We start from the raw sequence: 20,840 nt of genomic DNA, 5'->3' as shown, positions 1-20,840 counted from the left end.
CATGTCTGAGGTCGCGCAGCAACGCCGACGGACCAACTCTCGCCATCGAAAGGTGGTCGGGAAACCATGAATTCGATCGTCCGCGCGACAGTGGGCGGCGTGTGCCTGGGCGCCGGTGTCGCGATCGGCGCCCATTCCGGCGGCTGGTTTCTGCTACTCGCGGTCGCGCTCGCCGCGATGGGCATGGCGGTTGTCGCCGGCGCCTTGACCCGGCCGGTCACCGCCGGTGCTGCCGGTGAACTCGTCCCGGTCACGGTCGACATGATCGACCGGTCGGCGGCCAACCCGGCGATCGCCTCAACCGTCGTCGCCGGCGAGGCCCGCCCCGCGGGCGATGCCCCGTTCCGGTTTCACCACCAGGCGCAGCTGTCGCGCGCGCAGATCGCCGGCCTCGTCACCGACGGCCGAGGCGAGTTGCCGTCGGAAGCCCTCGGCGCGCCCCCCGGCGGCCTGGCGGTCACCGAGCACCGCGGTGGGCGCGGGCACGCCCCGGCCGCCCTGGCGGCGCTGGCCGCGATGTGGGCCACGATGCTGCTGCCGCCGAGCGGCATCTGGGATCTCAAGCCACTGACCCGAAGTGTGTCGGCAGCGGCGCCGAGCGCGATCTCCGCCGACCCCGGTTCACGGCCGCTGTGGCAGTGGTACGACGAGGCGTTGGCCCACCTGCGCACCGAAGCCCCCGACGCGCTGACCGCCCTGCTGGACTTCGACATCCGTGACACCGACGTCGACGTCGAGGTGTACCTGGGCGCCGACCGTGTGCGGGTCCACGAAGGCGATGCCGACGGTTGGACGACCAGCGAAGCCACGACCGCCTCCCGCAGCCGCGACACGTTCACCGTCGACGACCTGCAGGGGTTCTCGGTCCGCGATTTCCTCGCCGGGGCCGCGGCGATGCTGCCGCCCGAGCACCGGGAGGCAGCCGTGGTGGAGATCGCCCGGAACAACGACGACATCTTCGGCGCCGAGCGTCCGGTCCTGGCACAGGGCAGGTTCGGCCAACCCAGCATCACCGTGCAAGGGAAAACCGACGGCACCATCGCGTCGTGGTGGCCACCCGACGACGTGGCCGCCGGGCTGCGCCAGGTCGAGGCCGCCCTGGCCGCGGCAGGCATACCCGCCGATGCCGCCGACATCAAGGACATCGACCTGTCCACCGGCAGCGACGGCGACTTCTCGGTCGACTTCTACCGAGGTGAGCGATACTCCCGGATCCGTGCGCAGGCGGGTCGGTTCCCGTCAGCCGAGGACCCCATCGGCGAGGGCCAATTCACCCGGTTCCGGCTTTCCGACGTCTCCCCAGCCGTCGTGGTCGCCGCCCGCGACGACGCCATGCGCCGGTACGAGGTCGATCCGGTGGACCGCGGCAAGGCCGCCCTCACCATCGGCGAATGGGGCAGCGACGGCGGTGCCCGCGCGGACGAGGTCGTGATCGAGGTCGACTTCCACGACGCCCACGGCGGGACCGCCGTCTACACGCTGTCCGGCGAGTTACTCACCGGATGACCCGGATGACATAGCCGGCCGGATCACCACGCCCGCGGAGCGGGCCCAACTACCACTGGCCGAGCTGGCACCGCGGGCTGTACGGATGGTCGTTCTGCACGGCCAGCTGGCCGTCGACGGCGATCTCGCAGTGCGCATTGGGCTGTGCCCGACCACCGTGCGTCGTGCTCGCCACGGTGAAGATCGCCCACTGCGGATCGGCCAGGGTCGTCTCGAACACCCACGGGGCGTCCGGTCCGACATTGACCGTGGCCTTCTGCAGGTACTTGTACGCATCAGCGTTGTACGCGTCTTTGCTCGGCGGCTGCGTCGTCAGGTAGTAGAGGTCGAACTCGTAGGGCGCGCCTGAGGTCAGCGTGTACTTGACCTGATGGCCCTGGCCCTCCGGATCGGCATACGACGTTGCGTTGGAGACCGCCATCCCCGCGGCCGCCAGCACCAGCGCCGCACCGACCGTGGTTGTCGCTTTTCGCATCTTCGTCATACCCGTCATATCCCAGCAGGCTACCGGCTTGTTACAGGTGCGACGAATGAGTGTGGCGACATCAGCGCACCTGCAAACCACCGCGGCCTACGTCGAGGTTAATTTGTTTGTCACATACAGATATTTCCCAGTAACAGCGGCGCTCTAACGTCCCGATTCGACACCCGCACCGGGTGCTCGGTCTCGTGCGGCACCTTCGACTGTGGTCGGCCGAAAAGTGCTGCAAACAAAGGGAAAGGTCACCATGCGAGTTCCAGGACGTGCCCCGTTGCGCCGGTCGACACTAGCTGCCGGCAGCGTGCTCGCCGCCGCCGGCTTGCTGCTGGCAGGATGCGGCAGCCGAGCGGGCGAAACCGACGCGGCAAACACGGCGTCGTGCGTGGACACCTCCGGCCCGAAGATCAAAGTCGGATCATTGAACTCGCTGTCAGGCACCATGGCGATCTCCGAGGTCACCGTGCGCGACGCGATCAAGCTCGCGGTCGAAGAGATCAACGCCGACGGCGGAGTACTGGGCAAACAGATCGAGCTGGTCGGCGAGGACGGGGCCTCTGAGCCCACCGTGTTCGCCGAGAAGGCCGAGAAGCTGATCAGCAGCGACTGCGTGGCCGCGGTGTTCGGTGGCTGGACCTCGTCGAGCCGCAAGGCCATGCTTCCGGTGTTCGAGAGCGCCAACGCCCTGCTGTACTACCCGGTGCAGTACGAGGGACTGGAGTCGAGCAAGAACATCTTCTACACCGGCGCCACCACCAACCAGCAGATCGTTCCCGCGCTGGACTACCTCAAGGAGAAGGGCGTCACCTCGCTCTACCTGGTCGGTAGCGACTACGTGTTCCCACAGACCGCCAACCGGATCATCAAGGCCTACGCCAAGGCGAACGGCATCGAGATCAAGGGCGAGGACTACACCCCGCTGGGCTCGACGGACTTCTCCACCATCGTCAACAAGGTGCGCAGCGCCAACGCCGACGCGGTGTTCAACACCCTCAACGGTGACTCGAATGTGGCGTTCTTCCGCGAATATCGCAACGTCGGCCTGACCCCGCAGGAGATGCCGGTGGTGTCGGTGTCGATCGCCGAGGAGGAGGTCGGCGGCATCGGCGTGCAGAACGTCGCCGGCCAGCTGACGGCGTGGAACTACTACCAGACCATCGACACCCCGGTGAACAAGGCGTTCGTCACCGCATACAAGGACTTCGTCAAGGATCCCAAGAAGCCCACCTCGGACCCGATGGAAGCCGCCTATGTGTCGGTCCACCTGTGGAAGAACACCGTCGAGAAGGCCAAGTCCTTCGACGTGACGGCAATCCAGGACAACGCCGACGGGGTGAGTTTCGACGCGCCCGAGGGCAAGGTCACCATCGACGGCGAGAACCACCACATCACCAAGACCGCCCGGATCGGCGAAATCCGCCCGGACGGACTGATTTACACGATCTGGGAGTCCCAGGGCCCGATCGATCCCGACCCGTACCTGAAGTCGTACCCGTGGGCTGCGGGGCTTTCCGGCTGAGAACCCGATGGACATCCTCATCGGCCAGGCGGCGACGGGATTGAGCCTCGGCTCAATCCTCTTGCTGGCCGCACTCGGCCTGTCACTGACCTTCGGCCAGATGGGCGTCATCAACATGGCGCACGGCGAGTTCATCATGGCCGGCTGCTATACCGCCTACGTGGTGCAACAGATCATCACCAACGCCGGGGCCTCACTGCTGATTTCACTGCTGGTCGGATTCCTGGTCGGCGGCGCCATGGGCGTGCTGCTCGAGGTGACGCTGATCCAGCGGATGTACGGCCGGCCCCTGGACACGCTGCTGGTCACCTTCGGTGTCGGCCTCATCCTGCAGCAGGTGGCCCGCGACATCTTCGGTGCTCCGGCAGTCAATGTCATTGCCCCGCAATGGCTCTCCGGTGGCGTCGAGATCCTCGGCACGGTGGTCCCCAAGACCCGCATCTTCATCCTGGTCTTGGCGGTCCTGTGTGTGACGGTGCTGGCCACCGTACTCAAGACCAGCCCGATGGGACGCCGGATCCGGGCAGTGGTAGCCAACCGGGAGCTGGCTGAGACCAGCGGCATCTCGTCGCGCAAAACCGACATCACCACGTTCTTCATCGGATCGGGCCTGGCCGCGGTGGCCGGTGTGGCGCTGACGCTGATCGGCTCCACGAGCCCGACCATCGGTCAGAGTTTCCTGATCGATGCCTTCCTGGTGGTGGTGGTCGGTGGGCTGGGCCAGATCAAGGGCACCGTGATCGCCGCCTTCGCGCTGGGCTTCCTGAACTCGTTCATCGAATACAGCACCACCGCCTCGCTGGCCAAGGTGATCGTGTTCGTCATCATCGTGATCTTCCTGCAGGCCCGCCCGCAGGGACTGTTCACGGTCCGGACCAGGAGCCTGGTATGAGAACGATCGCGGAACATTGCCGCGCCCACGCTCTTTCGCTGATCGGCTTCGGGACTGCCGCGGTGGTGCTGTTTGGCGTGGCGCCGGCCGTGCTGTCCGACTTCCGGCTCTCACTGCTCGGCAAGTTCCTGTGCTTCGCGATCGTGGCCGTGGGCATCGGATTGGCCTGGGGCCGTGGCGGAATGCTGGTCCTCGGGCAAGGCGTGTTCTTCGGCCTCGGCGGCTACATGATGGGCATGCACCTCAAGATCGCCGATGCCCAGATCCGGGGAGACGACGTGCCCGACTTCATGCGGATCGCCGGGGTTGACGAATTGCCAGGCTACTGGCAGCCATTCGGCTCCCCCACGTTCGCGATGGTCGCGATCCTGGTGATACCCGCGGGCATCGCCGCCGTCCTGGGGTTCGGCGTCTTCAAACGTCGGGTCAAGGGCGCCTATTTCGCCATCCTGTCGCAGGCACTGGCCGCGGCGCTGGCCATCCTGCTGGTCGGCCAGACCAGCCTGGGCGGCAGCAACGGGCTGACCAACTTCCGCACCTTCTTCGGTTTCAATCTCAACGACCCGATCAACAAACGGATGGTGTACTTCATCGCCGCGGCCACCCTGCTGATCGCAGTCGCGGTGGTCCGGCAACTGATGTACAGCCGCTACGGCGAACTCCTGGTGGCGGTGCGAGACGGTGAGGAACGCGTCCGGTTCCTCGGGTACGACCCGGCCAACATCAAGGTGGTGGCCTACACCCTGGCCGCGCTGTTCGCCAGCATCGCCGGTGCCTTGTTCGTGCCGATCGTCGGATTCATCGCGCCGTCCCAGGTCGGCATCCTGCCGTCGATCGCCTTTCTGATCGGGGTGGCCATCGGCGGACGCAGCACGCTGCTCGGCCCGGTACTCGGCGCCATCGGGGTGGCATGGGCACAAACCCTGTTCTCCGAACGGTTTCCGTCCGGGTGGATCTACGCCCAGGGCCTGCTGTTCATCGTCGTGGTGGGATTCTTCCCGGCCGGGCTGGCCGGTCTCGGGGTGCTGCTGCACAGGTGGCGGCGCCGACCGGCCGCCGCACCCGAATCCGCGGAATCCCCGCTTGCCGCCGCGCCGGATTCCGATCCCGACACCGAGAAAGTGGGGGCCGCATCGTGACCGCAACCGAGCCGGTCGCCGGCGGTAACGCCGGCATGGGCACCGAATACCTGGAAGTGCGCGGTCTGACAGTCGAATTCGATGGCTTCAAGGCGGTCAGCGACGTCGACCTGACCCTGTTCCAGGGTGATCTGCGTTTTCTCATCGGCCCCAACGGGGCGGGCAAGACGACTGTGATCGACGCCATCACCGGATTGGTCGCAGCGACCGGTTCGGTGAACAAGTCCGGCACCGAGCTGCTCGGCAAGAAGGTGCACCAGATCGCGCGGTTGGGTGTGGGCCGCACATTTCAGACCGCGAGTGTCTTCGAACAGCTCACGGTATTGCAGAACCTGGACATCGCCGCAGGCGCGGGCCGCTCCCCCTGGACTCTGCTGCGCCGCCGGCATGGCGTCCTGCCTGCCATCGAAGAGGCACTGGAGACCACCGGGCTGGCGGACTTGGCCGACAAGCCCGCCGGGGTGCTGGCGCACGGGCAGAAGCAGTGGCTGGAGATCGGCATGCTGCTGGTACAGAACGCCGACGTGCTGTTGCTCGACGAACCGGTGGCCGGGATGAGCCATGAGGAACGGGAGGAGACCGGAAACCTGTTGCGGCGCATCGGCGGTGCCCGCACGGTGGTGGTCGTCGAGCACGACATGGACTTCATGCGGGCGTTCGCGACCTCGGTGACGGTGCTGGCCCGCGGGCAGGTGATCGCCGAAGGTTCGGTCGCCGAGGTGCAGGCCAATCCGAAGGTTCAAGAGGTCTACCTCGGCACGGCCGCGGCGGGCGTGGAGGGAGTTTCCTGATGCTCGAACTGCTCGACGTCCGAACCGGTTACGGCCGCTCCGAGGTGATCCACGGGGCCGGCGTCGCGGTGCCCTCGAACGGGGTGGCGGCGGTGATGGGACACAACGGCGCGGGCAAGACCACCCTGCTGCGTGCCGCCGTCGGCCTCCTCAAATGCACCGGAGGCAAGGTGCTTTTCGACGGCGAAGACATCACCAGACTGCGGCCCAGCGCACGGGTGGCCCGCGGCCTGGCCTACGTGCCGCAGGGCCAGCAGTCCTTCGCCCAATTGACCACCGCCGAGAATCTTCAGGTGGTCGCCGACGGCCGACGCAACAGCAGGGCGTTGATCGACGAGCAACTGGATCTGTTCCCGGCCTTGAAGGAACTGCTCAACCGGCGGGCGGGCCTGCTCTCGGGCGGGCAACGTCAGCAACTGGCGATTGCCCGGGCGTTGATCACCAGCCCCAAGTGCCTGATCCTCGACGAGCCGACCGAAGGCATCCAGCCGTCGGTGGTGGCCGAGATCGAGCAGGTGATCACCGAGCTGACCGCGCGCGGCGACCTGGGCGTGCTGCTGGTCGAACAGCACATCGGGTTCGCCCTGGAATCCGCCGAGCGCTACTACATCCTGGAGGCCGGCCGCATCACCTCGAGCGGCGCCGGGGGTTCGGCGTCGGAGGCCGACGTCCGTACTGCCATGGCCATTTAGTCCATCCGCCGACGGCGTGCTGAGTTGACCCCCGGTTGCCCCGGGGCGCCGCGGACCATCACCGAGTCGCGGGCCTGTGGAGGCCGAAGACGGTGCCACTCGCGCCGCGCGAGCGTGCGCAAACTGCCGGAAAGTTGCGGCGTGGCACCGGCAGACACGCACGCTCGCGGTGCTAGCGAGCCAGCCGGGAAAGTACCTCGGCGACAACGGAATCGGCGGCGACGTCGACCTGCTCGCCCGTCGACAGATCCTTGAGCCCGACGGTGCCGGCCTCGATGTCACGATCACCGGCCACCAGCGCGTACCTGGCACCCGAGCGATCGGCTGCCTTCATCGCCCCCTTGAGACCGCGGTCCCCGTAGGCGAGGTCCACCCGCACCCCGTCGGCCCGCAACCGTGCGGCGAGCTTGGCCAGCTCCAGCTTGGCGGCCTCACCCAGCGGCACACCGAACACCTCGACGCCGCCGGCGCCGGCCACGGTCTTGCCCTCGGCCTGCAGGGCCAACAGCGTGCGGTCCACCCCCAACCCGAACCCGATGCCCGAGACGTCCTGCCCGCCGAGCTGGGCCATCAACCCGTCGTAGCGGCCACCGCCGCCGATACCGGACTGGGCTCCGAGGCCATCGTGCACGAACTCGAAGGTGGTCTTGGTGTAGTAGTCCAGCCCGCGCACCATCCGCGGGTTGATCACGTACGGCACGCCGAGCGCATCGAGATGCGCCTGCACCACCTCGAAGTGGGCTTTGGCGCTGTCCGACAAGTGGTCGAGCATCAGCGGTGCGTCGGCGGTCATCTCCCGGATGTGGGGCCGTTTGTCGTCGAGCACCCGCAGCGGGTTGATGGCCGCCCGGGTCCGCGTGTCTTCGTCGAGGTCCAGCTTGAACAGGAACTCCTGCAACAAGTCCCGGTAGGCCGGTCGGCAGGTGTCATCGCCCAGCGAGGTGATCTCGAGCCGGAAGCCGTCCAATCCCAGCGACCGGAAACCGGCGTCGGCAACCGCGATCACCTCGGCGTCCAGCGCCGGGTCGTCGACGCCGATGGCCTCGACACCGACCTGCTGCAGCTGACGGTAGCGCCCGGCCTGCGGACGTTCGTAGCGGAAGAACGGCCCGGCATAGCAGAGTTTGACCGGCAGCGCGCCACGGTCCAGGCGGTGCTGGATCACCGCGCGGATCACCCCGGCGGTGCCCTCGGGCCGCAGCGTCACCGAGCGGTCACCGCGGTCGGCGAACGTGTACATCTCCTTGGACACCACATCGGTGGACTCGCCCACCCCACGCGCAAACAACGCGGTGTCCTCGAAGATCGGCAGCTCGATATCGCCGTAACCGGCACGACGTGCCGACGCCAGCAGGCCGTCCCGGACCGCGACGAACTGCGCCGACTCCGGCGGGAGGTAATCGGGCACACCCTTGGGGGCCTGGAATGCAGATGTCACAGAGTCAAACCTTCGAGAAACGGGTTGGTGCGGCGTTCGTACCCGATGGTGGTGCGCGGGCCGTGTCCAGGTAATACCACGGTGTCGTCGTCGAGCACCAACAGCTTTGTCACAATCGACTCGAGGAGGTCACGTCCGCTGCCACCGGGCAGGTCGGTGCGCCCCACCGAGGACTGGAACAGCGTATCTCCCGTGAACACGGTCCCTGTGCTCAATCCCCGGTCGCTGCGCTCCTGCCCGCCGGCGCTCAATCCCCGATCGCTGCGCTCCTGCCCGCCGGCGCTCAATCCCCGATCGCTGCGCTCCTGCCCGCCGGCGACCCGGAACACCACCGACCCCCTGGTGTGGCCCGGGGTGTGGTCGACGGTGACGGTGACGCCGCCGAAGTCGAGGGTCTGGCCGTCTCGGTCCAGCTCGACGAGCTGTTTGGGCTCGGAGAACAGCATCCCCAGCGCAAGCTGGGCCAGCCGCGGGCCGAATCCCTTGATCGGATCGGTCAGCATGAACCGGTCCTCGGGATGGATGTAGGCCGGGCAGCCGTAGGTGTCGGCCACCTTCTGCGCCGACCAGATGTGATCGAGATGACCGTGCGTCAGCAGGACCGCCGCCGGGGTGAGGCGGTTCTCGTCGAGAATCCGGCGCAGCCGGTCCATGGCCCGCTGACCGGGGTCGACGATGATCGCGTCGGCCCCGGGGCGCTCGGCAAGGACATAGCAGTTGCACGCCAGCATCCCGGCCGGAAATCCGGTGATGAACACGGCCCCAGTTTCCCACGGCCGTGCCGCCACCTGCGGTTCCCGCGGGTCGCAGACCCGCCACGCAGGTTCGCCTGGCAGACTCGTTGCCAATCCCGACCGCTTCACAAGGAGGACTGCTGCGGTGCCGACCAACCAAGAACGGCGCGAGACGGCCAAGCGCAAGCTGCAGGAACAGCTGGAGCGCCGCGCCGCCCAGGAACGCAAGCGACGCATCGTGACCATCGCGGGCACCGCCGTCGCGGCCCTGGTCGTCATCGCGGCTGTCGTGGCCACGTTCGTGTTCACCAGCAAGGACTCGGGCAGCACCACCGCGTCGGCGGAAACCACCACCGCGACGTCAGGGGCGCCGGCCCAGCCTGCCGCCGAGGGCCAGCTGCCGGCCTTCGTCGCCCCCGCCGATCTCGGCGCCAACTGCCAGTACCCGACCGCGGGCCAGGCCAGTAAGCCGGCCACCCTGCCGCGCACCGGCAAGGTCCCCACGGATCCGGCCACGGTCAGCGTCAGCGTGGTCACCACCCAGGGCAACATCGGGCTGCAGCTCGACAACGCCAAGTCACCGTGCACAGTGAACAGCTTCGCCAGCCTGGCCGGGCAGAATTACTTCAACGACACCCCGTGCCACCGGTTGACCACCGGTGGTCTGTCGGTGCTGCAGTGCGGTGACCCGACGGGCACCGGCACCGGCGGCCCCGGCTACCAGTTCGCCAACGAGTACCCGACCAACCAGTACCAGCCGGACAACCCGGCGCTGCAGGATCCGGTCCGCTACCCGCGCGGCACCCTGGCCATGGCCAACGCCGGGCCCAACACCAACGGCAGCCAGTTCTTCCTGGTGTACCAGGATTCGCAACTGCCGCCGAACTACACGGTGTTCGGCACGATCGACGAAACGGGCCTGGCCACCCTCGACAAGATCGCCGCGGCCGGGGTGGCCGGTGGCGGGGCCGACGGCAAACCCGCTCTCGACGTGCAACTGAAGTCCGTGGCCCTGGACTGATCGGGAGACGTTGACCGCCCCGTATCCGTACGGCAACCACCAGCCTCCGCCCGGCCGCACCAACGGATTGGCGGTCGCCTCGCTGGTCTGCGCATTCCTGTTCGCGCCGCTGGGCATCATCTTCGGTCACATCTCGCTGTCGCAGATCAAGCGCAGCGGCGAACAGGGCCGGGGGCTGGCGGTGACGGGACTGGTGATCGGGTACCTACTGACGGTGCTGACCGTGGTGGCAGTGGCGGTGGCGGCATTCTTCACCGTGGCGGTCATCGACTCCCTGGAAGGAGCCATCGGCACTACGAACGGCACTCCCAGCGCCGATACCGGACCCTCGCCCCCGGCGAACCCCAACACCGGCCAGGAACTCCCGGCCAACTTTCCGCCATCGGACCTGGGCACAGACTGCCAGTACCCGACTGCAGGAGCCGCGAGCAAACCGGCCACCCCGCCCCGCACGGGCAGAGTTCCCACCGAACCGGCCGTCGTCACCGCCAGTGTCACCACCAATCGCGGCAACATCGGTCTGGAGTTGGCCAACGGGCAATCACCGTGCACGGTCAACAGTTTCGTCAGCCTGGCCCAGCAGGGCTTCTTCGACGACACCCCGTGCCACCGCCTCACCACAGGCGCGCTGCGGGTGCTGCAGTGCGGCGACCCGACCGGCTCGGGCACCGGCGGGCCGGGATACGAGTTCGGCGACGAGTACCCCGCCAATCAATTCCCGAAGTCGGATCCGCGGCGGGCAATGCCGGTGCGCTATCCGCGTGGGACGCTGGCGATGGCCAACGCCGGGCCGGACACCAACGGCAGCCAGTTCTTCCTGGTTTACGAGGATTCGATGCTGCCTCCGACCTACACGGTGTTCGGCACCGTCGACAAGACCGGGCTGGCCACCCTCGATGCGATCGCGTCCACAGGTGTCGCGGGCGGGGGCAGCGACGGAGCACCGCAGACACCGGTGAATATCACCTCGGCCCGGTTGGACTGATCCTCACCCCAGAATGACGACGAGGACCCCCGGGCCCGGCCGCGGATCGGGCCCTCTACCCGCTATGCCGCGCTGGTGATGCGGTAGACGTCGTAGACGCCTTCCACATTGCGCACCACGTTGAGCACGTGGCCCAAGTGCTTGGGGTCGCCCATCTCGAACGTGAACCGGCTGATCGCCACCCGGTCGTTGGATGTGGTGACCGATGCCGAGAGAATGTTGACCTTCTCATCGGCCAGCACGCGGGTCACGTCGGAGAGCAACCGGTGCCGGTCCAGCGCCTCGACCTGAATCGCCACCAGGAACACCGATGTCGGTGACGGCGCCCAGTTCACCTCGATGATGCGTTCCGACTGTTGTTGCAGCGACGCAGCATTCGTGCAATCGGTGCGGTGCACGCTGACGCCACCGCCGCGGGTGACGAAGCCCATGATGGTGTCGCCGGGCACGGGGGTGCAGCACTTGGCCAGCTTGGTCAGGGTGCCGGGGGCGCCGGGCACCGCGACACCGGTGTCGTCGGTGCTGCGTTGCCGCACCGGCATGGTCAGCGGGGTCGAACGTTCGGCGAGCTCGTCCTCGGCCGCATCGTCGCCACCGAACTGGGCCAGCAGGCGCTGCACAACATGGCGAGCCGACACATGCCCCTCGCCGACCGCGGTGTAGAGCGCCGACACATCGGTGTACCGCAGCTCCCGGGCCAGCGCGGCCATCGAGTCGGCATTGATCAAGCGCTGCAACGGAAGTCCGCCGCGACGGACCTCTCGCGCAATGGCATCCTTGCCGGACTCCAACGCCTCTTCACGGCGTTCCTTGGCGAACCACTGCCGGATCTTGGCCTTCGCCCGCGGCGACACCACGAAGGTCTGCCAGTCGCGCGACGGCCCGGCATTGGGGGCCTTCGAGGTGAAAACTTCGACGACTTCGCCGTTGTCGAGTTTGCGCTCCAGGGCTACCAGGCGGCCGTTGACCCGAGCCCCGATACAGCGGTGCCCCACCTCGGTGTGCACCGCGTAGGCGAAGTCGACCGGGGTGGAGCCGGTGGGCAGGTTGATCACGTCACCCTTGGGGGTGAACACGAAGATTTCCTTGACCGCCAGGTCGTACCGCAGCGACTCGAGGAACTCACCGGGATCGGCGGCCTCCCGCTGCCAGTCGAGCAGCTGACGCATCCACGCCATGTCGTCGATCTCGGTGGCCGCATGACTGTGCGGAACTCCGTTGCGGCCCTTGGCTTCCTTGTAACGCCAGTGCGCCGCGATGCCGTACTCGGCGGTGCGGTGCATGTCGCGGGTACGGATCTGCACCTCCAGCGGCTTGCCCTCCGGACCGACGACCGTGGTGTGCAGCGACTGGTAGACACCGTAGCGCGGCTGGGCGATGTAATCCTTGAACCGGCCCGCCATCGGCTGCCACAGCGAGTGCACGACGCCGACGGCGGCGTAGCAGTCGCGGATCTCGTCGCACAGGATCCGCACGCCCACCAGATCGTGGATGTCGTCGAAGTCGCGGCCCTTGACGATCATCTTCTGGTAGATCGACCAGTAGTGCTTGGGCCTGCCCTCGACGACCGCGTTGATCTTCATGGCGCTCAACGCCACCCCGATCTCGGCGCGCACCTTCGCCAGGTAGGTGTCGCGCGACGGCGCCCGGTCGGCCACCAGCCGCACGATCTCCTCGTACTTCTTGGGGTGCAGGATGGCGAACGACAGGTCTTCGAGCTCCCACTTGACCGTCGCCATACCGAGCCGATGCGCCAGCGGCGCAATGACTTCCAGCGTCTCGCGGGCCTTGCGCGCCTGCTTCTCCGGCGGCAGGAACCGCATGGTGCGCATGTTGTGCAGCCGGTCGGCCACCTTGATCACCAGTACCCGCGGGTCGCGGGCCATCGCGATGATCATCTTGCGGATCGTCTCGCCCTCGGCGGCCGAGCCGAGCACCACCTTGTCCAGCTTGGTCACCCCGTCGACGAGGTGTCCCACCTCGGCGCCGAACTCGGCGGTCAGCGCCTCCAGGGTGTAACCGGTGTCCTCCACGGTGTCGTGCAGCAGGGCGGCCACCAGCGTGGTGGTGTCCATCCCGAGCTCGGCCAGGATGTTGGCCACCGCCAGCGGGTGGGTGATGTAGGGATCACCGGACTTGCGCAGCTGATCGGAATGACGCTGCTCGGCGACATCGTAGGCACGCTGCAGCAATTGCAGGTCGGCCTTCGGGTAGATCTCCCGGTGCACCGCGACGAGCGGTTCGAGGACCGGGTTGAGCGCGCTGCGCTGCGCGGTCATCCGCCGGGCCAGGCGGGCCCGTACCCGACGCGACGCGCTGGTCTTGGCGGCATCCGGCGCGGCGGAGGCCGACGGCGGAGGCGACTGAACCGCCTGGCCGGCGCCCTTGCCGGTGTCCGTATCGCCGGCCATCGTCACCTCCCGCAGTTCGCTCAGACTCCGAGGATATCCCTCACACCGTGTGCAGGCTGCTGACCCGCATCGGTGCGACGGCGGCCCGTCCGCCGAGCACCGGCAATTCCAGCACGACGGCCGCGCCCAGCACGGTGGCGCCACTGGCCTCCAGCAGTCGCTTGGCCGCGGCCAGCGTCCCGCCGGTGGCGAGGACATCGTCGATGATCACAACGTTGAGCCCGGTGATGTCAATTCCGTCGGCCGGGATCTCCAGCGTCGCGGTGCCGTATTCGAGCTGATATGTCGCACTGTGCACCGGCGGCGGCAGTTTCCCGCCCTTGCGCACCGCCAGCACACCGGTGCCCAGACGGGTCGCCACCGCGGCGCCCAGCAGGAAGCCCCGCGCATCCAGACCGGCGACCAGGTCAGCCTCGGCCGCGGTGGCGGCCAGCGCGTCGGTCACCGCCCTCAGCCCCCTGGCGTCGGCCAGCAGCGGCGTCATGTCCTTGAACTGAACACCGGGTTCGGGAAAGTCGGGAACCTCCCGGATCAGGTTCTTGATCAGCTGGGAGACGTCGGGGGCCGCAGGCCCGCTCACGTGGACAACTTCCAGCGGTCCATGTTCCAGCCTGCGCCCCAGCGCGTCGGATTACTGCTCACCGCATACATCTTCGTCGAGGTCAGCACGGTGCGCTGCTGCCGGTAGAGCGGAAGGGTCGGCATGTCGCCCCAGAGGATCGGTGACCCTTCCCCGGCCAGCCGGGCCAGTTCCTTGGGGTCCGACGTCACGGCCTGCGCGTCGATGATGCCGTCGATCCGCTCATTGGCGTACGCGGGCAGGTTGTTGCCGTTGTGGGCGTGGAAGGCATAGGCGTCGATCGCCGAGGAACCCGAGGAACCGCTGCCGGCCGCGCCACCGGTACTGGCCAGCAGCGCGTCGAACTCGTTGTTGCGCAATGCCACCGGTCCGGCCGTCTCCGAACCCGCGTCCTGCACGGTGATCCCGGCCGCGGCGCACGTCTTGGCGATCGCCCCGACGATGGCCGCCAGCCTGGCATTGGGTGTCTGGTAGCCGATGCGCACGGTCAGCGGCCGGTTCTTGATGGCGGCACGCGCCGCGTCGGGCACGGCCACGCCGTAGCGCCCGCCCTCGCCGGCGTTCTCGGCCGCGCTGAACGCATCGTCGGCAACCGGGCTGAGCCGGGAGTTGGCGATCGGCGCGGCAGCATTGCGCGCGATCACGTCACGCGGCGTGCACAGCGCCACGGCGCGGCGCGCATCCGGCGCCGCCAACGGACCGCCCGGGGCGAAGATCAACTGCTCGATGCCGGCCGATGGACTGTCCATGCTGATGTAGTCCTCGGGCAGGTTCAGCAGGCCCGACGATCCGGAGGCGATGTCGACCACATCGAAAGCCCCCTCGTTGACCCGCTCCTGGATATCGGCCCCGCGCGGCCACACCGCGACACGTTTGGTGACCGGCGGCGTGCCCCACCACCTGTCGTTGGCGACGAGCACCACCACGCCGTCGTCGGACACCGAGTCGATCCGATACGGCCCCGAGGAGGGGAACCGCTTGAGATCGAGATCCGGTTTGAGGTCCCAGATCGTGTTCCACGCGGCGGCGATCCGGCCGATCGTGGGCAGATCGGCGTTTTGCAGGGCGGTGGCCACGCCGCCGTCGGGTAGCTCGAGTTCATCGGCGATGACGTGGGCCGGCATCAGTGAGGTCGCGGCGAACAGGTGACCGTAGTCGACGAATCCGCGGTCCTGGGCGAACGACACCCGGGCCCGTTTCTGACCGGGCGCACATTCCACCGAGCCGATGTCGCGATACCCCGCCTGGGTGGCGGCGTCGAACCCGGCGAACCGGCCGGACTGGGCTCCCCAGGCCAGCACCAGGTCGTCACAGGTGATCGGTTTACCGTCGGAATAGACGGCCTTGTCGCTGATCACGTAGTCGAGGATCAGCGGCGCCCGGCCCACCACGGCCACCGAGCCGAAGTCGTTGTCGGCGACCACCTGGCCTTCTGGGCCGTGGTAGGCGAAGCCGGTCAGCGTCCGGGCGAACGCCTGCGGCCCGGCCGAGGCCGCGCCGGCCACGGTGTTGGTGTTGTAGGTGGTCAGGGTGCCGTCGACGGCGTAGTCGATCGCGTCGGCCGAACTGTCCCCGCATGCCGCCAAACCCGCGGCGGCCACCACCGACAGCGTCGCCACGGACACCGCTGTCCGGGCTCGGGCGACGGCCCGCCACTGAACCATCGGCAGTTACCGCCGGGTGTTCCGTTTGCCCGACGGGCGTCCGGTCCGCGCGACCGGGCGGGCGCCCGGTGCCGGCTTGGCCGGCGCCGGTTCGTCGTCGGTCTCGGTGGCGGCGTCCTTCGCGGGTGTCGCCTTGGCGGAGCCCTTCTCACGGCGGTTGAGCACCTTCTGGGTGTGCTTGCGGACCAGCTCGGTGCGCTCGCGCAGCGACACCAGCAGCGGTGTGGCGAAGTAGATCGAGGAGTAGGTGCCGACGATGACACCGACCAGCTGCACCAGAGCCAGGTCCATCAGGGTGCCGACGCCCAGCAGCCAGACCGCCACCACCATCAGGGCGACGATCGGCAGCACCGAGATCAAGCTGGTGTTGATCGAGCGCATGAACGTCTGGTTGACCGCCAGGTTGGCTTGTTCGGCAAACGTCCGGCGGGTGGTGTGCTCGAAGCCGTTGGTGTTCTCCTCCACCTTGTCGAACACGATCACCGTGTCGTAGAGCGAGAATCCGAGGATGGTCAGCAGGCCGATGACGGTGGCGGGAGTGACCTCGAAACCGACCAGCGAGTACACCCCGGCCGTGACGACGAGGTCGAACACCAGGGTGGCCATCGCCGCGATCGCCATGTAGCGCTCGTAGCGCCACGCGATGTAGATGGAGGCCAGCACCACGAAGACCACCAGCGCGATCAGCGCCTTCTGGGTGATCTGACCGCCCCACGTCTCCGAGACCGCCGAGTCGCTGATCACCTGCTTGCTGGGCTGACCATCCGCACCCTTGGGATGGAACGCGTCGAACAGGGCGGTGCGCAGCTGCTCGGTCTCGTCGTTGGACAGGGTTTCCGAACGGATCTGCACGGTCGCCGAGGCGCCGCTGCCGACCAGCACCACCGACTCGGGGGCGCGGCCCAGGGTTTTGCTGAAGACGTCCTCGACCTGCTGGACCGTGACGACGCCCGCGGAACCGGCCGACGGCATCGACACCTTGGTACCGCCCTCGAAGTCGATACCGAAGGTGAAGCCGCGCAGCACCATGCTGGCGATGCAGACCGCGACGATGATGCCGCTGACGGCGTACCACAGTTTGCGCCGGCCGATGACCTCGAAGGCGCCGGTACCGGTGTAGAGGCGGACGAAGAAACCGTGCTTGGGCAGCGCCGCGGAGGTGGCCTCGATGGCCGGCGCCTCCACCGCGGTGTCCTTGACGTCTTCGGCAGCGGTGTCGTCGGTGATGTTCTTGTCGGCGGTGTTCTTGGCAGCCATGTGCTTATCCCCGTCCCGCGGTCGCGTGCGAAGCCTCGCGGCGTTCCCGTGCGATCTGTTGCACCGCGCCGAGGCCGTTGAAGGCAGGTTTGGCCATCGTCGGGGACTTGGACGCCAGGTAGACCAGCGGCCAGGTCACCAGGAACACCACCACGACGTCGAGGATCGTGGTCAGTCCCAGCGTGAAGGCGAAGCCCTTGACCTGGCCGATGGCCAGGAAGTAGAGCACCGCGGCGGCCAGGAAGGTCACGGCGTTGCCGGACACGATCGTCTTGCGGGCGCGTGCCCAGCCTCGCGGCACAGCCGACCGGAAAGACCGGCCCTCGCGTATCTCGTCCTTGATGCGTTCGAAGAACACCACGAAGGAGTCCGCGGTCGTGCCGATACCGATGATCAGACCGGCGATGCCGGCCAGGTCCAGCGTGTAGCCGATGTATCTGCCGAGCAGCACCAGGATGGCGAACACCATGGCCCCGGCGGCGACCAGCGACAGCGCCACCAGCAGGCCCAGCACCCGGTAGTAGAGCAGCGAGTACAGCAGCACCGCCGCCAGACCGACCGCGCCGGCGATCAGGCCGGCCCGCAGCGAGGACAGGCCCAGCGTCGCCGAAACCGTTTCGGCCTCAGAGGATTCGAACGACAACGGCAGCGAGCCGTACTTCAGCACGTTCGCGAGCTCTTTGGCGGTGTCCGAATTGAACTGGCCGGTGATCTGGGTGTTCCCGCCGGGGATGGGCTCCCTGATCTCGGGGGCACTGACCACCTGGGAGTCCAGCGTGAACGCCGTCTGGGTGCCCACGTTGGCCGCGGTGAAGTCGGCCCAGGTCTTGGCGCCGCCACTCTTGAACGTCACGTCGACGACGTACTGCCCCTGCTGCTGGTTGAGGCCGGAGGTGGCATCGGCGATCTCCTCGCCGCTCATGATCGACTTGCTCAGCAGATACACCGTCTGGCCGTCCTGCGAGCAGGTGATCAGCGGCAGGTTTGGATCGTCGTTGCCGGCGAGCACGTCCTCCTCGCCGCAGCGGGTGGCCTGATACTGCAGGGCCAGAATCTGGATCGACGGGTTGGTGCTCTGCCGCAGCTCCTTCTCGTCGGCGATGCGCTGAGCCAGCCCGGCCCGCTCGTCTCCGGGCTGCTGCGGGGCCGGCGACCCGGGCGGTGCGGGTGTGGCAGGCGGTGCCGGCGCAGGCGCCGGGGTGGGTTCACCCGGGGTCGGCGCGGGATCCAGCGGGTAGGGCCGCGGCTGAGGCGCAGGTGCCCCGGGCGCTTCAGCGGGAGCCGGCGGTGCCACCGGGACGCCGGGGGCGGCGGGTGCGCCAGGCGCCGCGGGGGCGGCGGGTGCGCCAGGTGCCGCGGGGGCGGCGGGTGCGCCAGGTGCCGCAGGCGTACCGGGTGCCGCAGGCGCGCCGGCGGGTGGCTGTTGCCCCTGCTCGGCCGGCGGCTTGGCGGGGATCGCATGCACGACCGGCCGGATGTACAACCGCGCGGTCTGGCCCAGGTTGCGGGCCTCGGTGCCGTCGTTACCGGGAACGGTGATCACCAAGTTGTCACCGTCGATCACGACTTCCGAACCCGAGACACCAAGACCGTCGACACGGGCACTGATGATCTGTTGGGCCTGGTTGAGGGCGTCCCTGGTCGGCGTCGAGCCGTCCGGGGTGCGCGCTGTCAGCGTCACCCGGGTACCGCCCTGCAGATCGATGCCCAGTTTGGGCTCGGCCTGCTTGTCGCCGGTGAGGAACACCAGCAGGTAAACGCCGATCAGAAGGACCAGGAAAAGCGTCAGGTAGCGCGCAGGATGCACCGGCGCCGAAGACGATGCCACGTTTCTAGGGTCTCCTCGAGATCAGTTCGTCAGGCACCGCAAAGGGTACGTGCTCAGCCTGGGTGCTCTGCGGTCAGTCTTTTTTGAAGCCGTCGGCGTCGGTGACGCCGGTGCTTTCGGTCAGTTCGGTGGCGGTCGACTCAGCGTCGGCCTCGGTGCTGTCCTCGGCGTCGTCCTCGATACGGTCGCGCACCGCCAGCTTCATCCAGGTGGTGATGACGCCGGGGGCGATCTCCAGGTCGACATTGTCGTCGGTGATGCCGGTGATCGTGGCCTGCAGACCTGAAGTGGTGTGCACCCGGTCGCCGATCTGCAACGAGTTGTGCAGGTCGATGGTCGCCTGCATAGCCTTGCGCTGACGACGCGACGCGAAGAACATGAACGCGCCCATGACAATCAGCAGGGGCAGAAAAATGACGAGATCCATGTCAATTACGTCTTTCGTGTCGGGTCAGAAGTCAGGGGCGACCGAGGCCACGATACCGCCGCCGACAACCGACCCGGACGACTAGGCTCAATGCCGTCATTTCCGTCTCGCCGCCGCTCCGTTTCCAGGAGGCAGTGTTGAGTCATCCCGAGCAGAGCCGCCATCTGGCCACCGCCATCCCCGGCCCGAATTCACAGGCGCTCAAAGACCGGAGAACGGCCGCGGTCGCCCCCGGCGTCGGCACCACGATGCCGGTCTACGCGGCCCGGGCCGGCGGCGGCATCGTCGAGGACGTCGACGGCAACCGTCTCATCGACCTGGGGTCGGGCATCGCGGTCACCACCATCGGCAACTCCTCGCCCCGGGTGGTCGCCGCGGTGGCTGCGCAAGCCGCCGATTTCACCCACACCTGTTTCATGGTGACGCCCTACGAGGGGTATGTCGCGGTCTGCGAGCAGCTCAACCGGTTGACCCCGGTGCGGGGCGAGAAGCGGTCGGCGTTGTTCAACTCCGGCTCCGAAGCCGTGGAGAACGCGGTGAAGATCGCCCGGTCATATACCCACAAATCGGCCGTGGTGGCGTTCGACCACGCCTATCACGGGCGCACCAACCTCACGATGGCGCTGACCGCCAAGGCAATGCCCTACAAGCACGGGTTCGGACCGTTCGCCCCCGAGATCTACCGGGCACCACTGTCCTATCCGTTCCGCGATGCCGAGTTCGGCAAGGAGTTGGCCACCGACGGGGCGCTGGCCGCCAAACGGGCCATCGACGTGATCGAAAAGCAGATCGGTGCGGACAATCTGGCCGCCGTCGTCATCGAACCCATCCAGGGCGAGGGCGGGTTCATCGTCCCGGCCGACGGGTTTCTGCCGGCGCTGCTGGGCTGGTGCCGGGACAACGACGTGGTGTTCATCGCCGACGAGGTGCAGACCGGCTTCGCCCGCACCGGCGCGATGTTCGCCTGCGAGCACGAAGGCATCGACCCGGATCTCATCTGTACGGCCAAGGGCATCGCCGACGGTCTTCCGCTGTCGGGGGTGACCGGGCGGGCGGCGATCATGGACGCGCCGCACGTGTCGGGGCTGGGCGGGACCTACGGTGGCAATCCGATCGCGTGCGCTGCGGCGCTGGCGACCATCGAGACCATCGAGACCGACGGTCTGCTGTCCCGGGCACGGCACATCGAGGCACTGATGAAGGACCGGCTGGGCCGGTTGCAGGCCGAGGACGAGCGGATCGGCGATGTGCGTGGCCGCGGCGCCATGATCGCCGTCGAGCTGGTGAAGGCCGGCACTCTCACCCCCGACCCCGAGCTGACCAAGGCGCTGTGCGCCGGCGCCCACGCGTCGGGGGTGATCGTGCTGTCCTGCGGCACCTATGGCAATGTGCTGCGCTTCTTACCGCCGCTGACGATCAGCGACGAGCTGTTGAACGAGGGGCTCGACGTACTCGAGCTGATCTTGCGCGGCCTCTGA

General features: G+C 67.8%; 18 protein-coding genes. 9 read left to right on the top strand and 9 right to left on the bottom strand.

The window, feature by feature from the left end; translation table 11 throughout:
- Positions 1–66: 66 nt before the first annotated feature.
- Positions 67–1,506 (top strand): hypothetical protein, encoded by a 1,440-nt coding sequence (locus FR943_RS13150; protein ID WP_217157709.1) that lies wholly within the window; start codon positions 67–69, stop codon positions 1,504–1,506.
- 49 nt (positions 1,507–1,555) lie between these two features.
- Here the strand turns inward: FR943_RS13150 and FR943_RS13145 are convergent, their stop codons facing one another.
- Positions 1,556–1,999 (bottom strand): Rv2576c family protein, encoded by a 444-nt coding sequence (locus FR943_RS13145; protein ID WP_504970601.1) that lies wholly within the window; start codon positions 1,997–1,999, stop codon positions 1,556–1,558.
- Positions 2,000–2,234: 235 nt separating this feature from the next.
- Between FR943_RS13145 and urtA the strand changes: the two genes are divergently transcribed.
- Genes urtA through urtE form a run of 5 tightly spaced genes read left to right on the top strand, consistent with a single transcriptional unit; the run spans position 2,235 to position 7,017 of the window.
- Positions 2,235–3,503, top strand: coding sequence for an urea ABC transporter substrate-binding protein (gene urtA, locus FR943_RS13140; protein WP_217157706.1), 1,269 nt, complete (start codon positions 2,235–2,237; stop codon positions 3,501–3,503).
- Positions 3,504–3,510: 7 nt separating this feature from the next.
- Complete coding sequence (gene urtB, locus FR943_RS13135; RefSeq protein WP_217157703.1) at positions 3,511–4,395, top strand: urea ABC transporter permease subunit UrtB; 885 nt, start codon at positions 3,511–3,513, stop codon at positions 4,393–4,395.
- Positions 4,392–5,534, top strand: a complete 1,143-nt coding sequence (gene urtC, locus FR943_RS13130) for an urea ABC transporter permease subunit UrtC (protein WP_217157700.1) — start codon at positions 4,392–4,394, stop codon at positions 5,532–5,534. The genes urtB and urtC overlap by 4 nt, the downstream gene beginning before the upstream one ends.
- Positions 5,535–5,569: 35 nt before the next feature.
- On the top strand, positions 5,570–6,325 hold the full coding sequence (gene urtD, locus FR943_RS13125; RefSeq protein WP_217158221.1) for an urea ABC transporter ATP-binding protein UrtD: 756 nt from the start codon (positions 5,570–5,572) through the stop codon (positions 6,323–6,325).
- Complete coding sequence (gene urtE, locus FR943_RS13120; RefSeq protein WP_217157698.1) at positions 6,325–7,017, top strand: urea ABC transporter ATP-binding subunit UrtE; 693 nt, start codon at positions 6,325–6,327, stop codon at positions 7,015–7,017. The genes urtD and urtE overlap by 1 nt, the downstream gene beginning before the upstream one ends.
- Before the next feature lie 172 nt (positions 7,018–7,189).
- On the opposite strand, the gene hisS is transcribed toward urtE, so the two are convergent.
- Positions 7,190–8,455, bottom strand: coding sequence for a histidine--tRNA ligase (gene hisS, locus FR943_RS13115; protein ID WP_217157695.1), 1,266 nt, complete (start codon positions 8,453–8,455; stop codon positions 7,190–7,192).
- Positions 8,452–9,213 carry an MBL fold metallo-hydrolase gene (locus tag FR943_RS13110; RefSeq protein ID WP_217157692.1) on the bottom strand — a complete coding sequence of 254 codons (762 nt, stop codon included), beginning with the start codon at positions 9,211–9,213 and terminating at the stop codon, positions 8,452–8,454. The genes hisS and FR943_RS13110 overlap by 4 nt, the downstream gene beginning before the upstream one ends.
- A gap of 121 nt (positions 9,214–9,334) precedes the next feature.
- Between FR943_RS13110 and FR943_RS13105 the strand changes: the two genes are divergently transcribed.
- Together FR943_RS13105 and FR943_RS13100 are read left to right on the top strand one after the other, a co-directional pair.
- On the top strand, positions 9,335–10,210 hold the full coding sequence (locus FR943_RS13105) for a peptidylprolyl isomerase (RefSeq protein ID WP_217157690.1): 876 nt from the start codon (positions 9,335–9,337) through the stop codon (positions 10,208–10,210).
- A 10-nt stretch (positions 10,211–10,220) separates the two neighbouring features.
- On the top strand, positions 10,221–11,195 hold the full coding sequence (locus FR943_RS13100) for a peptidylprolyl isomerase (protein WP_246584975.1): 975 nt from the start codon (positions 10,221–10,223) through the stop codon (positions 11,193–11,195).
- Positions 11,196–11,257: 62 nt separating this feature from the next.
- Here the strand turns inward: FR943_RS13100 and FR943_RS13095 are convergent, their stop codons facing one another.
- From FR943_RS13095 to yajC, 6 genes are all read right to left on the bottom strand, one after another.
- A complete protein-coding gene (locus tag FR943_RS13095) occupies positions 11,258–13,606 on the bottom strand; it encodes a RelA/SpoT family protein (RefSeq protein WP_217157687.1) in 2,349 nt (782 codons plus the stop codon).
- A gap of 40 nt (positions 13,607–13,646) precedes the next feature.
- Positions 13,647–14,153 carry an adenine phosphoribosyltransferase gene (locus tag FR943_RS13090; RefSeq protein WP_372448139.1) on the bottom strand — a complete coding sequence of 169 codons (507 nt, stop codon included), beginning with the start codon at positions 14,151–14,153 and terminating at the stop codon, positions 13,647–13,649.
- Positions 14,154–14,182: 29 nt separating this feature from the next.
- Positions 14,183–15,850, bottom strand: a complete 1,668-nt coding sequence (locus tag FR943_RS13085) for an ABC transporter substrate-binding protein (RefSeq protein WP_217157672.1) — start codon at positions 15,848–15,850, stop codon at positions 14,183–14,185.
- Positions 15,851–15,856: 6 nt separating this feature from the next.
- The gene (gene secF / locus FR943_RS13080; RefSeq protein WP_217157669.1) at positions 15,857–17,107 is read right to left on the bottom strand and encodes a protein translocase subunit SecF; all 1,251 of its coding nucleotides are present in this window, start codon (positions 17,105–17,107) and stop codon (positions 15,857–15,859) included.
- 4 nt (positions 17,108–17,111) lie between these two features.
- Complete coding sequence (gene secD / locus FR943_RS13075; RefSeq protein WP_217157668.1) at positions 17,112–18,935, bottom strand: protein translocase subunit SecD; 1,824 nt, start codon at positions 18,933–18,935, stop codon at positions 17,112–17,114.
- Between the two features lie 73 nt (positions 18,936–19,008).
- Complete coding sequence (yajC, locus tag FR943_RS13070; protein WP_217157666.1) at positions 19,009–19,362, bottom strand: preprotein translocase subunit YajC; 354 nt, start codon at positions 19,360–19,362, stop codon at positions 19,009–19,011.
- Positions 19,363–19,499: 137 nt separating this feature from the next.
- On the opposite strand from yajC, the gene gabT reads away from it, so the two are divergent.
- Entirely contained in the window at positions 19,500–20,840 is a 1,341-nt protein-coding gene (gene gabT, locus FR943_RS13065; RefSeq protein WP_217157664.1) for a 4-aminobutyrate--2-oxoglutarate transaminase, read from the top strand.

Origin of the sequence: [Mycobacterium] fortunisiensis (assembly GCF_019050325.1) — a bacterium.
Lineage (GTDB): Bacteria > Actinomycetota > Actinomycetes > Mycobacteriales > Mycobacteriaceae > Mycobacterium > Mycobacterium fortunisiensis.
Note: the sequence above shows the minus strand (reverse complement) of the source record. Positions and strands in the feature narration are given on the sequence as shown.

Excerpts from the sequence above, each read along its gene's own strand:
- FR943_RS13150 (WP_217157709.1), top strand. The coding sequence starts at position 67 with ATGAATTCGATCGTCCGCGCGACAGTGGGCGGCGTGTGCCTGGGCGCC.
- FR943_RS13145 (WP_504970601.1), bottom strand. The coding sequence starts at position 1,999 with ATGACGGGTATGACGAAGATGCGAAAAGCGACAACCACGGTCGGTGCG.
- urtA (WP_217157706.1), top strand. The coding sequence starts at position 2,235 with ATGCGAGTTCCAGGACGTGCCCCGTTGCGCCGGTCGACACTAGCTGCC.
- urtB (WP_217157703.1), top strand. The coding sequence starts at position 3,511 with ATGGACATCCTCATCGGCCAGGCGGCGACGGGATTGAGCCTCGGCTCA.
- urtC (WP_217157700.1), top strand. The coding sequence starts at position 4,392 with ATGAGAACGATCGCGGAACATTGCCGCGCCCACGCTCTTTCGCTGATC.
- urtD (WP_217158221.1), top strand. The coding sequence starts at position 5,570 with ATGGGCACCGAATACCTGGAAGTGCGCGGTCTGACAGTCGAATTCGAT.
- urtE (WP_217157698.1), top strand. The coding sequence starts at position 6,325 with ATGCTCGAACTGCTCGACGTCCGAACCGGTTACGGCCGCTCCGAGGTG.
- FR943_RS13095 (WP_217157687.1), bottom strand. The coding sequence starts at position 13,606 with ATGGCCGGCGATACGGACACCGGCAAGGGCGCCGGCCAGGCGGTTCAG.
- FR943_RS13085 (WP_217157672.1), bottom strand. The coding sequence starts at position 15,850 with ATGGTTCAGTGGCGGGCCGTCGCCCGAGCCCGGACAGCGGTGTCCGTG.
- secF (WP_217157669.1), bottom strand. The coding sequence starts at position 17,107 with ATGGCTGCCAAGAACACCGCCGACAAGAACATCACCGACGACACCGCT.
- yajC (WP_217157666.1), bottom strand. The coding sequence starts at position 19,362 with ATGGATCTCGTCATTTTTCTGCCCCTGCTGATTGTCATGGGCGCGTTC.